This is a genomic window from Streptomyces sp. NPDC051041 (genome assembly GCF_044456065.1).
GTDB lineage: Bacteria > Actinomycetota > Actinomycetes > Streptomycetales > Streptomycetaceae > Streptomyces > Streptomyces glaucus.
The window spans coordinates 78,162-91,096 of sequence record NZ_JBITFM010000002.1; the positions used below are offsets into that span (position 1 = coordinate 78,162).

8 protein-coding genes are annotated in these 12,935 nt (G+C 74.0%); 5 read left to right on the forward strand and 3 right to left on the reverse strand.

Features of this window, described 5'->3' with window-relative positions; all coding sequences use genetic code 11:
* Positions 1 to 2 precede the first annotated feature (2 nt).
* Both ACIBAI_RS03600 and nuoN read left to right on the forward strand, forming a co-directional pair.
* Positions 3 to 1,574, forward strand: coding sequence for an NADH-quinone oxidoreductase subunit M (locus tag ACIBAI_RS03600; protein ID WP_399030792.1), 1,572 nt, complete (start codon positions 3 to 5; stop codon positions 1,572 to 1,574).
* On the forward strand, positions 1,571 to 3,229 hold the full coding sequence (nuoN, locus tag ACIBAI_RS03605) for an NADH-quinone oxidoreductase subunit NuoN (protein ID WP_344599617.1): 1,659 nt from the start codon (positions 1,571 to 1,573) through the stop codon (positions 3,227 to 3,229). The genes ACIBAI_RS03600 and nuoN overlap by 4 nt, the downstream gene beginning before the upstream one ends.
* Before the next feature lie 78 nt (positions 3,230 to 3,307).
* On the opposite strand, the gene ACIBAI_RS03610 is transcribed toward nuoN, so the two are convergent.
* Complete coding sequence (locus ACIBAI_RS03610) at positions 3,308 to 3,907, reverse strand: Uma2 family endonuclease (protein ID WP_399030793.1); 600 nt, start codon at positions 3,905 to 3,907, stop codon at positions 3,308 to 3,310.
* Between the two features lie 200 nt (positions 3,908 to 4,107).
* Between ACIBAI_RS03610 and recQ the strand changes: the two genes are divergently transcribed.
* Positions 4,108 to 6,123: a DNA helicase RecQ gene (gene recQ, locus ACIBAI_RS03615; RefSeq protein ID WP_399031353.1), complete on the forward strand. Its 2,016-nt coding sequence runs from the start codon at positions 4,108 to 4,110 to the stop codon at positions 6,121 to 6,123.
* A gap of 126 nt (positions 6,124 to 6,249) precedes the next feature.
* On the opposite strand, the gene ACIBAI_RS03620 is transcribed toward recQ, so the two are convergent.
* Complete coding sequence (locus ACIBAI_RS03620) at positions 6,250 to 7,188, reverse strand: M56 family metallopeptidase (protein WP_399030794.1); 939 nt, start codon at positions 7,186 to 7,188, stop codon at positions 6,250 to 6,252.
* Positions 7,189 to 7,380: 192 nt separating this feature from the next.
* Positions 7,381 to 8,592, reverse strand: coding sequence for a fumarylacetoacetase (fahA, locus tag ACIBAI_RS03625; RefSeq protein ID WP_399030795.1), 1,212 nt, complete (start codon positions 8,590 to 8,592; stop codon positions 7,381 to 7,383).
* A gap of 477 nt (positions 8,593 to 9,069) precedes the next feature.
* Between fahA and ACIBAI_RS03630 the strand changes: the two genes are divergently transcribed.
* Entirely contained in the window at positions 9,070 to 10,257 is a 1,188-nt protein-coding gene (locus tag ACIBAI_RS03630; RefSeq protein ID WP_399030796.1) for a DegT/DnrJ/EryC1/StrS family aminotransferase, read from the forward strand.
* The gene (locus tag ACIBAI_RS03635) at positions 10,250 to 12,601 is read left to right on the forward strand and encodes a lipopolysaccharide biosynthesis protein (protein ID WP_399030797.1); all 2,352 of its coding nucleotides are present in this window, start codon (positions 10,250 to 10,252) and stop codon (positions 12,599 to 12,601) included. The genes ACIBAI_RS03630 and ACIBAI_RS03635 overlap by 8 nt, the downstream gene beginning before the upstream one ends.
* Positions 12,602 to 12,935: the final 334 nt, after the last annotated feature.

The following is a 12,935-nucleotide window of genomic DNA, read 5'->3' on the forward strand; positions in this document are numbered from 1 at the left end:
CGATGTCCTTTCCTCTGCTGACAGCGACGGCGGCGCTCCCGGCCGTCGGGGCGATCGCCACGGCCGCCGTACCGGCCGCGAAGCGCACGGCGGCCAAGTGGCTGGCGCTGCTGTTCTCGCTCGCCACGCTCGTCCTGGCGATCGTCGTCCTGGTCCGCTTCGACCCGGACGGCGACCGCTACCAGCTCACCGAGTCCCACGCCTGGATCGAGGACTTCGGGGTGCGGTACGAACTGGGCGTGGACGGCATCGCGGTCGCGCTGATCGCGCTGACCGCCCTGCTGATCCCGTTCATCATCCTGGCGGGCTGGCACGACGCCGACCCGCTGGAGACGGGCAGCAGGCGGTGGCGGCCCACGCAGGGCTTCTTCGCCCTGATCCTAGCCGTCGAGGCGATGGTGATCCTCTCCTTCGAGGCCACCGACGTCTTCCTCTTCTACATCTTCTTCGAGGCCATGCTGATCCCGATGTACTTCCTCATCGGCGGCTTCGGGGACCGCGCCCACGAGCACGGCGAGCAGGCGGCCGCCACGCAGCGGTCGTACGCGGCGGTGAAGTTCCTCCTCTACAACCTGGCCGGCGGCCTGATCATGCTGGCCGCGGTGATCGGCCTGTACGTGGTCGCCGGGAACTTCTCGCTGACGGAGATCGCCGCGGCCCGGGCCGACGGCTCGCTCGACATGGCGACCAGCACCGAACGCTGGCTGTTCCTCGGCTTCTTCCTCGCCTTCGCGGTGAAGGCGCCGCTGTGGCCGCTGCACACCTGGCTGCCCAACGCCATGGGGGAGGCCACCGCCCCGGTCGCCGTGCTGATCACGGCGGTCGTCGACAAGGTGGGCACCTTCGCGATGCTCCGCTTCTGCCTCCAGCTGTTCCCGGAGGCCAGCACGTGGGCGACGCCCGTCGTCCTGGTCCTGGCGCTCGTCAGCATCATCTACGGGGCGCTGCTCGCGGTCGGCCAGCGCGACATCAAGCGGCTGGTGGCCTACGCGTCGATCTCGCACTTCGGCTTCATCATCATGGGCATCTTCGCGATGACCAGCCAGGGCCAGTCCGGGGCGACGCTCTACATGGTCAACCACGGCATCTCGACCGCCGCGCTGATGCTGGTGGCCGGCTTCCTGATCTCCCGGCGCGGTTCGCGGCTCATCGCCGACTACGGCGGGGTGCAGAAGGTCGCCCCGGTGCTGGCCGGCACCTTCCTGATCGGCGGCCTGGCGACCCTGTCGCTGCCGGGCCTCGCGCCCTTCGTCAGCGAGTTCCTCGTCCTGGTCGGCACGTTCACGCGCTACCCGGTGATCGGCGTCATCGCCACCTTCGGCATCGTGCTCGCCGCGCTGTACACCCTCGTCCTCTACCAGCGGACGATGACCGGACCGGTGAAACCGGAGGTCGCCGCGATGCCGGACCTGCGGGTGCGGGAGCTCGTGGTGGTCGCCCCGCTGGTCGCACTGCTGATCTTCCTGGGCGTCTATCCGAAGCCCGTGACGGACGTCGTCAATCCGGCGGTCGAGCAGACCATGTCGGACGTACAGAAGAAGGACCCCCGGCCCGAGGTGGAGGCGGCCAAGTGAGCGCATCAGCCGTCCACAGCCTGTGGACAACGGCGGCAACCGCGGCCGAACCGGTTTCGAAGATCGACGCGCCGACGTTCGAGTACGGGCAGATGGCGCCCACGCTGATCGTCGTCGGCGCGGCGATCGTCGGGGTGCTGGTCGAGGCGTTCGTGCCGCGCAGGTCCCGCTACCACGTCCAGATGTTCGTGTCCGTCGTCGCGCTCGCCGCCGCCTTCGCCGCGGTCGTCGCGCTCGCGGCGGACGGGTACGGCACGACCAGGGCGCGCATCGCCGCCATGGGCGCGATCGCCGTCGACGGGCCGGCGCTCTTCCTGCAGGGCACCGTCCTGCTGGCGGGCCTGGTCGGCCTGTTCACCTTCGCCGAGCGGCGGCTCGACCCGGTGGTGCACGGCAACCGCGTCGACTCCTTCGCCGCGCAGGCCGCGTCCGTGCCGGGCAGCGAGAGCGAGAAGGCCGCGGTCAAGGCCGGGTTCACCACCACCGAGGTGTTCCCGCTGCTGCTCTTCGCGATCGCCGGCATGCTGGTCTTCCCGGCGGCCAACGACCTGCTGACGCTCTTCGTGGCGCTGGAGGTCTTCTCCCTCCCGCTGTACCTGCTGTGCGCGCTCGCCCGCCGCAAGCGGCTGATGTCGCAGGAGGCGGCGGTCAAGTACTTCCTGCTCGGCGCGTTCGCCTCCGCGTTCACGCTGTTCGGGATCGCGCTGCTGTACGGCTACGCGGGCTCGATGTCGTACGCGACCATCGCGTCGGTCGTGGACGGCACGGTCACCGACGTCACCCCCGCGCTCGCCGCCACCATGGGCAACGACGCGCTGCTGCTCGTCGGTGCGGCGCTGCTCGTGATGGGCCTGCTGTTCAAGGTGGGCGCGGTGCCGTTCCACATGTGGACGCCGGACGTGTACCAGGGCGCGCCGACGCCGGTGACCGGGTTCATGGCGGCGGCGACCAAGGTGGCGGCCTTCGGCGCGCTGCTCAGGATCCTGTACGTCGTGCTGCCCGGCCTGCGCTGGGACTGGCGGCCGGTGATGTGGGGCGTCGCGATCGTCACCATGCTGGGCGGCGCGATCGTCGCGATCACGCAGACCGACATCAAGCGGCTGCTGGCGTACTCGTCGATCGCGCACGCCGGTTTCATCCTCGCGGGTGTCATCGCGACCACGCCGGACGGCGTGTCGTCGGTGCTGTTCTACCTGGCCGCGTACTCGTTCGTGACGATCGGCGCGTTCGCGGTGGTCACGCTGGTGCGGGACGCGGGCGGCGAGGCCACCCACCTGTCCGAGTGGGCCGGGCTGGGACGCAGGTCGCCGCTGGTGGCGGCCGTGTTCGCGGTGTTCCTGCTGGCCTTCGCGGGCATTCCGCTGACCTCCGGCTTCGCGGGCAAGTTCGCCGTGTTCAAGGCGGCGGCGGAGGGCGGCGCGGCCCCGCTGGTCGTGGTCGGCGTGGTCTCGTCGGCGATCGCGGCGTTCTTCTACATCCGCGTCGTCGTCCTGATGTTCTTCAGCGAGCCGCGGCCGGAGGGCCCGACGGTGGCCGTGCCGTCGCCGCTGACCATGACGGCGATCGGGGTCGGCGTGGCGGTCACGCTGGTGCTCGGTGTGGCTCCGCAGTACTTCCTGGATCTGGCCGGCCAGGCGGGGGTGTTCGTGCGCTGACGCCGCGCTTGCCCGTACGGGGCGGCCCGGCACTCCTCGAGAGGGTGCCGGGCCGCCCCGTGTCCGCCGCGGCCGGGCCTACGCGCCGCCGCGGCGCGGCTTGATGCCGGTGAGGTCCAGATCCAGCGGGAACGGGGCGCTGACCTTCATCCGCTCACGGAAGATGCCGACGCCGGTGTAGGCGCCGGTGGTGGGCTCCAGCTCGAAGGCGTGCACGGCGGCGAGCCCCTTCTCGCTCTCCACGCGCCAGTAGTGGGGGATGCCGGCCCGGGCGTACTTCAGCGGCTTGGTCTCCCGGTCGCGGGAGACGGAGTCCGCCGAGACGACCTCGACGGCCAGCAGGACGGCCTCGGCCGGGTACCGGGTCCGCTCCGGGTCCTCCACCACGTCCCCGTGCACCACGATCACGTCCGGTTCGGGCCGGTTCTGGCGGTCGATGTCGATGGTGAACTCGCGGACGACCTCGAACTCCGCCGGGGCCGGCGACTGGAGCTGCCAGTTGAAGAAGTCGACGGCACGCGAGTGGAAGAGGGTCTGCGGACCCACGAAGACGAGGCTCCCGTCGATCAGTTCCGTGTGCGGAGGAAGATCCGGAAGCCGGTCCGGGTCGTCGGCGGTCCAGCCGCCCTCCGGCGAGATCGGCCAGGCGGGCGCGGACGCCTTCGGTGCGACGCTCATCAGCGCTCCCATGGGACGGAGTCTCGCCGGTGCATTCAGACTATCCGCCGGAAACGGACAGGTCTGCCGCGAACGTGTGAACGACGATCGCGTCCTTGACGCGGGACGACGGGCCGGCCTGTGGACAACCCCGGGGGCTGTCGGCGCCGCCCCCTATCGTGGACGCAGTGGTCGAGGGACGACGTACGGGGGACACGACGATGGGCGGGACGGGCGGTATCGCCGAGATGGCAGTGACGGAGAACGAGGCGCTGGCCACGCTCCACCGGGTCTTCGGGTACGAGGCCTTCCGCGGTGAGCAGGAAGCGGTCGTCGAGCATGTGGTGGCGGGCGGCGACGCCGTCGTCCTCATGCCGACCGGCGGCGGCAAGTCGCTGTGCTACCAGATCCCGGCCCTGGTCAGACCGGGCACGGGCGTGGTGGTCTCCCCGCTGATCGCGCTGATGCAGGACCAGGTGGACGCGCTGCGGGCGCTCGGGGTGCGCGCCGGGTTCATGAACTCCACGCAGGACTTCGACGAGCGGCGCGTGGTCGAGGCCGAGTTCCTGGCCGGGGAGCTGGACCTGCTGTACCTCGCACCGGAGCGGCTGCGGCTGGAGGGCACCCTCGACCTGCTCTCCCGGGGCAAGATCTCGGTCTTCGCGATCGACGAGGCGCACTGCGTGTCCCAGTGGGGCCACGACTTCCGGCCGGACTACCTGGCGCTGTCGCTGCTCGGCGAGCGCTGGCCGGACGTGCCGCGGATCGCGCTCACGGCGACGGCGACGCACGCGACGCACCGCGAGATCACCGAGCGGCTGAACATGCCGGACGCCCGCCACTTCGTGGCGAGCTTCGACCGGCCCAACATCCAGTACCGGATCGTGCCGAAGTCGGACCCCAGGAAGCAGCTGCTCGCCTTCCTGCGCGAGGAGCACGCCGGGGACGCGGGCATCGTGTACTGCCTGTCGCGCAACTCCGTCGAGAAGACGGCCGAGTTCCTCACCCGCAACGGCATCGAGGCGGTGCCGTACCACGCCGGCCTGGACGCGGGCACGCGCGCGGCGCACCAGGCCCGGTTCCTGCGGGAGGACGGGCTGGTGGTCGTGGCGACCATCGCCTTCGGCATGGGCATCGACAAGCCGGACGTCCGCTTCGTCGCCCACCTGGACCTGCCCAAGTCCGTCGAGGGCTACTACCAGGAGACGGGCCGCGCCGGACGCGACGGACTGCCGTCGACGGCATGGATGGCGTACGGGCTCAACGACGTCGTACAGCAGCGCAAGCTGATCCAGTCCGGTGAGGGCGACGAGGCGTTCCGGCGGCGGGCCGCCCAGCACCTGGACGCGATGCTCGCCCTGTGCGAGACCGTGCAGTGCCGTCGCGGCCAGCTGCTCGCCTACTTCGGGCAGGAAGCCGACCCGGCGGGCTGCGGCAACTGCGACACCTGCCTCACCCCGCCCGAGACCTGGGACGGCACCGTCGCTGCGCAGAAGGTGCTGTCGACGGTGGTGCGGCTGCAGCGGGAGCGGGGACAGAAGTTCGGCGCCGGGCAGATCATCGACATCCTGCTGGGCAGGCGGACCGGCAAGGTCATCCAGTTCGACCACGACCAGCTGTCCGTCTTCGGCATCGGCCAGGAGCTGACCGAGGGCGAATGGCGGGGCGTGGTGCGCCAGTTGCTGGCGCAGGGCCTGATCGCGGTCGAGGGCGAGTACGGCACGCTGGTGCTGACCGAGGCCAGCGGCGCGGTGCTGCGGCGGGAGCGGGAGGTGCCGCTGCGCAAGGAGCCGAAGCGGCCGGCGGCCGCGCGGGCCGCGTCCTCGGGCGGGTCCGGCTCGGCGGGGTCCGGCCGCGGCAAGCCCCGGGCCGCCGCGGCCGAGCTGCCCGAGGAACTGCTGCCCGCCTTCGAGGCGCTGCGCGCGTGGCGGGCCGAGCAGGCCCGGGAACAGGGCGTCCCGGCCTACGTCATCTTCCACGACGCCACGCTGCGGGAGATCGTCACGGCCTGGCCGACGTCGGTGGCACAGCTCGGCACGGTCAACGGCGTCGGCGAGAAGAAGCTGGCGACGTACGGGGAGGGCGTGCTCGCGGTACTGGCGTCGCTGGACGGCCCGTCCGAAGCGGCGGACCCGGCGTCCGGCCCCGCGGTCCCGGCGGACGTACCGGAGGGCGGCGCCGCATCCGAACCGGACGACTGGCCCGAGGCCGACCCGGAACCGGACGACTGGGCGTAGGAGGACCGGACGGCCGGCTCGGGGCGGAGCCCGTGGGCCGGCCGTCCGGAGCCGGACGGGACGGCACGGGGGAGCGGCACGGCGCCGGAGGCGCGGTGGTGGCGCGGTGGTGGCGCGGCGGTGCGGCTACGACAGCGCCGTCAGCCCCGGCGCGAAGGTGATCAGCAGCGGCACCAGCGGCACCAGGGCCGCCACCGCCGTCGTCAGGGCCCGGTGGCGGCGGTCCAGGCGGGGCGGGGGCTGAAGGAGGCGGTCGACGCGCTCGCCGAGGAGGCGACGGGTGGAGGCGCAGGACAGCACCCCCCGGTGCTGGTTGAGCTCGATCAGGGCCAGGGCCGTGGTCAGGTGGCCGCAGCGGCGGGAGGCCGTGTCGTCGGCGGCCAGTTCGACCAGGCGGTGGGTCTGGTCGCAGAAGTGGGCGAACAGCGGCACGCGGGGGAAGCCGGTGGCCAGGGCCGTCGACAGATGGAGCAGCCAGTCGTGGCGGGCGCGGGCGTGGCCGCGTTCGTGGGTGAGGACGGCGTCGAGCTGGTGGTCGGTGAGGCGGTGCAGGGCGCCGGTGGTGACGATCAGCTGGGGCGGGCTGCCGGGCATCCACCAGGCGTCCGGGTACTCGTCCTCCAGCACCAGCAGGGGGCCGCGGGCGGCGGGCAGGCCGGCCGGGAGCTCGGGGGCGCGCTCCCGCAGGTGCGCCCGGGCCTGGGCGCGGCGCCGGTACGCCTCGACCAGTTCGCGGGCGAGCATCGCCGTCGTCCAGGCGGCGCCGCAGGCCAGCAGCAGGGTCAGGGCGGCCGCCCAGGGCGGGGCGGCGGACAGGTCGTACGCCGCGGTCACCGCCGGCGGCGCGGGTGCGAAGAGCTGGCCGCGCACCGTGCCGAAGACGGCGGCGGCGCCCAGCGCCAGGGCCGTCAGACAGCACAGCAGGACGGTGGCGACCAGGCACTGCCACACCCACAGCGCGACCACCGGTTCCCGCTCCGGCCACGCGGCCCGGGTCAGCGCACGCGGCACCGGTACGGCGGCGGTCACGGCGACGACGCTCAGCAGGAGCAGGCAGACAGTCATGCCACGGGTTCCGGATCCTGGTCGATGGGTCGAGAAGGGGCGGCTTCGGTCGTGCTGCGGGGGGTGGCGGCGGCGTGCTGCCGCGGTGTGCGCGGCAAAGTGCGCACCGCCCGACGCCAGTATGACGGCGACGGGCGGCACGAGTCAGGGGGGAGCCGCGGGGAAGTCAGAGGGAAAGCCGCAGAAAAGCGGTCATCCCGCCACCACCCGGCCCGTCACCTCCCCGATTCCCACCCGGGCCCCGTCCGGCCCCGGCGCCCACGCCGACAGCGTCACCACGTCACCGTCCTCCAGGAACGTCCGTTTGCCGTCGGGGAGTTCCAGCGGGTCGCGGCCGTTCCACGTCAGTTCCAGCAGGGACCCGCGCTGCCGTTCCCCGGGGCCGCTCACCGTGCCCGAGCCGTACAGGTCGCCGGTGCGCAGACGGGCGCCGTTGACGGTCATGTGGGCCAGTTGCTGGGCGGCCGTCCAGTACATGGTGGAGAACGGCGGCTCGGACACCACGTGCCCGTTGACCGCCACGGAGATCCGCAGGTCGTAGCCGCCCGGCTCCTCCTCGCCGTCGTCCAGGTACGGCAGCAGCGGGTGCGTCCGCTGCGGCGGGGCCACCCGCGCCTGCTCCAGCGCGTCCAGCGGTGTGATCCACGCCGAGACCGACGTGGCGAAGGACTTGCCGAGGAACGGGCCGAGGGGGACGTACTCCCAGGCCTGGATGTCCCGCGCGGACCAGTCGTTCAGCAGGCACAGGCCGAAGACGTGCTCGCGGAAGTCGCCGAGCGGCACCGGCCGGCCCGGCTCGGACGGCACCCCGACCACGAAACCGACCTCGGCCTCGATGTCCAGGCGGACCGACGGCCCGAACACGGGGGCGGGGTCGGCCGGCGCCTTGCGCTGCCCGGAGGGCCGTACGACGTCCGTGCCCGACACGACGACCGTGCCGGAACGGCCGTGGTAGCCGATGGGCAGGTGCTTCCAGTTGGGGGTCAGGGGATCGGCCGCGTCGGGGCGGAAGATCCGGCCGACGTTCCGGGCGTGGTTCTCCGAGGCGTAGAAGTCGACGTAGTCCGCGACCTCGAAGGGCAGGTGCAGGGTCACCGACGGCAGCGGATGGAACAGCGGTGCGACGACCTCCCGGTGGGACGGGACCGTCACCCACGCGGTCAGCGCGCGCCGCACGTCCGACCACACGGTGCGGCCGGCCGCCAGCAGCGGGTTGAGGGTGGGGCGCGCGAGCAGGGGGGCGTACGGCGAGCCGAGCGCGCGCGCCGCCGCGCCGGCGTCCAGGACGTGGTCGCCGAGGCGGACGCCCACCGTCCGCTCCTGCGCGCCGAGGACGGAGAACACGCCGTAGGGAAGGTTGTGCGGTCCGAAGGGATCGCCCTCGGGGACATCGAAGGGGGGCATCGGGTGCTGCCTCGCTTTCGTGCTCGCCGGGTGCGGCCACCTGTCCGTGGCCCGGCCACACGTTACGGGTGCGGCGCCGGTGCCGGGCAGAGGACGAGCAGGCGGCGCGGGGCGCGTTTCGGGCACGGGGACGCCGTACGGCGGGGGGCGCGGTGCGGGAGGGGACGGGCGGGGTGTGTCGCCGGGCGGTGGAGGAGGAACCGGGGAGGGCGTGCGGCAGCCGGAGCGCGCGCCGGGCGCGCTCCCGGGCTTTCCGCCCCGCCGGTGGCGCTCCGCTTCCACTCGTGCGCGGGAAGTTGTCCACAGGCCGGTATGCAATCTTGACGGAGCGGTGCGAAAGGGGTGAGTCTGGGCGGGTGCCGGAAGGCCTCGGGGAGGGGGCGTTCCGACGGCACATCAGGGGGGCGGATGGCCAGTGGGGAGGCCGGCCTTGACCCGGCGCGTCCGGATGCGCGGCCGGAACGGCTGGAAGAGATCATGCGCGGTCGGCTGGGCCGGGAGTGCGTCTACGTGCCGTCCTGCCGGCTCGGGCTGTTCGTGGCGCTGCGCCACTGGTGCCCGCCCGGCGGCCGGGTGCTGATGTCGCCGGTCAACGACGACGTGATCTTCTTCGTCGTGCTCGCGGCGGGGCTGCGGCCCGTGCAGGCGCCGCTGAACCCGCGGGACGCGTCCGTCGACGTCGACGCCGTGCCCGACGAGGTGTGGGGGTCCCTGTCCGCCGTCCTCACCACCAACCTGTACGGCAACCCGGACCCGGCGCCGCGGCTGCGGGCGCGCTGCGACGCGCTGGGCATCCCGCTGCTGGAGGACGCGGCGCACGCCATCGGCAGCACGGTGGGCGGCCGTCCCGTCGGGGCCTGGGGCGACGCCTCCGTCTTCAGCCTGTCCAAGCACGTGGGCGCCCGGACCGGAGGCTTCCTCGCCGTCGCCGACCCGGACCTGCGCGCGACCCTGCGGCAGGCCCGCGACGCGCTGCTCACCCCGCGCCGGACGACGGCCGAACTCGCCTACGCCTTGCGCCCCCACGCGGAGGCGGCCGTGCGGGGGCTGCGGCTGCGCCGCCCCGCCCGGGCCGCGCTGCGGCTGCTCGGCCTGGCGGAGCGCGAGGAGATCCGGATGCCGCTGCGCCCCGGGGCGCTGGCCCGCGCGGCGGCCGCGGCCCCGGACCTCACGGCGTACGACCCGTGGGTCCGCGTCGACCTGCACGACTACCGCCGGCGGCCGGGCCGGCTGCGCCTCGCCCGCGTCGCCCGCGGACTCGCCCGCCTGGACGACGTCCTGGCGGACTGCCGCGCCGGGACCGAACTGCTGCTGTCGACACCGTGGGCGGCGCCGGGGCCGGCCGAGCCCCAGCCCCTGTTCCGGGTACCGCTGTTCGTCGCGGACCGGGACGCCGCGGTGCGGGCGCTGGCGCGGCGGGGCATCACCGTCGGCTACCTCTACGATCCGCCCCTGGACGACTACGCGGGCGCGGACTTCACCGACCCCTCGCCCGCCCCCGAGGCCGCCCGCTGGTTCGCCCGGCACGCGCTGCCCGTGGACCCGCTGCGGGCGCGGGAGGCCGTCGGCGCGCTCAGGGCGTCCGGCGCGCGCCCGGCCCCGGCGCCCGCGGACCGGGCGCGGCCAGGGGTGGCACCGGGAGGGCTGGATCCGTCCCGTGGCTGAGACCCAGGTGCACGAGGCCGCCGCGGCACCCGCCGACGGCGGCCCGAAGGCGTCCGGAAGCGGGCGGGAGTCCGACTCGCTGTTCAAGAACGCCTACTTCCTGATGCTCAGCACCGGCGTGTCCGCCGTGCTCGGCCTGGGCTTCTGGCTCGTGGCCGCCCGCTACTACTCCGAGGACGCCGTCGGCCAGGGCTCCGCCGCGATCGCCGCGATGCGGCTGCTGGCCAGCATCACCGCGACCACGATGATCGGCGCCGTCGTCCGCTTCGTCCCGCGCGCGGGCCGCGCGACCGGCACGCTGGTGTGGCGTACGTACGCGGCCAGTTCGGTCGTCGTCGCCGTGGCCGCCGTCGTCTTCCTGCTCACCCTCGATTTGTGGGGGGCGTCGTACGCGCCGCTCGGCACCCCCGCCGCCGGGGCGCTGTTCGTCGCGGCGTGCGTGGCCTGGGCGCTGCTCACCCTGCAGGACGGGGTGCTGACCGGGCTGCGCAAGGCCGAGTGGGTGCCGGCCGGGAACGCGGTGTTCTCGGTCGGGAAGCTCGTCCTCCTGGCCGTCTTCGCCGGCACCCTGCCGGTGCTCGGCATCTTCGTGTCCTGGGCCGTGGCGATCGCCTTCTCCACCCTGCCGCTGGGCTGGCTGATCTTCCGCCGGCTCATCCCGCGCCAGGCCGCCGCCGACCGCGACCTGCAGCCGCCCACGTTCGGGGAGATCCGCCGCTTCCTGGCCGGGGACTCGCTCGGCGCGCTGTTCAGCCTCGCGATGATCAACCTGCTCCCGGTGATGGTCGCGGTCCGCTTCAGCGCCGCGGAGAACGGCTACTTCTACGTGGCGTACACCGTCGGCGGCACGATGGAGTTCATGGCCATCAACATGGCCTCCTCCCTCACCGCCCACGCCTCGCACGACCCGCGCCGACTCGCCGACGGCGTCCGCGGGGCGCTGCGCCGCATGGCGCTGCTGCTCGTGCCGGTGGTGGCCGTCCTGGTGGTCTTCGCGCCGCAGATCCTCCTCCCCTTCAACGCGGACTACGCCGAGCACGGCTCCACCGTGCTGCGGCTGCTCGCCCTCGGCGCGCTGCCCAGGGTCGTCGTGGAGCTGTACATCGGGGTGCTGCGGGTCCAGGGGCGCACCGGTGTGCTCGCCGCCGTGCAGGGCGCCATGTGTGCCCTGGTGCTGGGCAGCGCGGCCGTGCTGTTCTCGCCGGCCGGGATCGCGGGCGCCGGCTGGGCGGTGCTGCTCGGCATGACGCTGGTCGCCGTCGTCTGCGTGCCCGGCCTGCGCTCCGCGCTGCGCGGCACCGGCGGCGTGCGGGCCGGCGCGGACCGGACCGGCGAACCCCCCGCCTACGGCACCCGCTGGGCCCGGCTGAACGCCACCGCCGGGTACGGCACGAACTGGGCGCGCCAGGCGGCGTACCGGCACGGCCGGACCGCCGGGAACCCCGGGGACCCCGGGAACGCCGGGGACGCCGAGGACACGGTCACCCTGTTCATAGGGCGCCCCGGCTACGAACGCGAGGCCCTGGAGGCGGACACCCTCGCGGTGATCGTGCGGCGGCACCCCGCCGACGCCGGTCCGCCTCGGCACCCCGACGCCGACGGGGGCACCGACAGGGGGGTGCCGGCCGAAGCGGAAGGGCGGACCGGGGGACGAGCCGAGGGGCGGGCCGAGGGCGACCGGCGCCTGACGTGGGTCCTGTGGGCCCTCCTCGCGGCCGCCACCGCCGTCTTCTGGGCCGCCCTGCGCGACCTGCCCCGGCTCGGCGCACCGTCCGGGGCCGGGCCCGGCGGCCGGGAGATGCTGGACGCGCTCCCCGCCCCGGCGCTCACCGCGGGGGTGGTGCTGCTGCTCGTGTTCGTCGCCTCGGTGACGCTGACCACCCGGCGGGACCCCTGGCTGTCCGGCGCCGCGCTGGGCTCCGCCGTCCTCGCGCTGTACGCCGCGCCGGTCGCCCTCGGCCGGGAACCGCTGCCGGTGGAGGGGACGCTGTACGCCACGACGGCCGGCTTCCTCGCGGACGCGGTGGGGCTCGACGGGCCCGAGCCGCTGCTGCGCTGGGCGCCGCCGGTCTGCCAGCTGTGGTGTCTCGTGCCGCTGTGGCTGCTGCTCGCCCGCGCGGGCGGCCGGCTGCCGTGGCCGGGACGCTGGGGGATCCTGTACCTCGCCGCGGTGGGCGGCTGGGTGGGGCAGCGGTCGCTCGCGCCCTTCGCGCCGCCCCTGCTGCTCCTGCTCGTCCTCGCCCTCGTCGTACTGCTCCTGGCGCCGCGCCGTCCGTCGCCCACGGCACAACCCCCGCCCCGCACCGGACCGCACAGCCGGTCCGGGGGCGGCCCCGGGGACTGATCCAGCACAGAGCACCGACCGCGCACAGAGCCGAACCACCAGGGGGGAACCGTCGTGCGTCCGCCAGCAACTCCACGGGAGAGATCCGCGCCCGAGCCACCCGCGCCCGCACCGGACGCCCACGACGCCCACGACGCCCGCGGCACCCGCGGCACCCGTGACGCCCACGACACCCATGACGCCCATGACGCCCACGACATCCCGGACGCCCGTGAGCCCCGCGACGCCCATGGCCTCCCGGCCGGCCGCGACGGTCACGACACCCCGGACGCCCGTGCCGCCCGTGACGTCCGCGGACGCCCGGACACCGGGAAGGCCGCCGGGAAGCCGCCCC

What these genes read in the sequence shown, in the direction of transcription:
- fahA (WP_399030795.1), bottom strand. Translation starts at nt 8,592, where the DNA reads ATGCCCCCCTTCGATGTCCCCGAGGGCGATCCCTTCGGACCGCACAAC.
- ACIBAI_RS03630 (WP_399030796.1), top strand. Translation starts at nt 9,070, where the DNA reads ATGCGCGGTCGGCTGGGCCGGGAGTGCGTCTACGTGCCGTCCTGCCGG.
- ACIBAI_RS03600 (WP_399030792.1), top strand. Translation starts at nt 3, where the DNA reads ATGTCCTTTCCTCTGCTGACAGCGACGGCGGCGCTCCCGGCCGTCGGG.
- recQ (WP_399031353.1), top strand. Translation starts at nt 4,108, where the DNA reads ATGGGCGGGACGGGCGGTATCGCCGAGATGGCAGTGACGGAGAACGAG.
- ACIBAI_RS03620 (WP_399030794.1), bottom strand. Translation starts at nt 7,188, where the DNA reads ATGACTGTCTGCCTGCTCCTGCTGAGCGTCGTCGCCGTGACCGCCGCC.
- ACIBAI_RS03610 (WP_399030793.1), bottom strand. Translation starts at nt 3,907, where the DNA reads ATGAGCGTCGCACCGAAGGCGTCCGCGCCCGCCTGGCCGATCTCGCCG.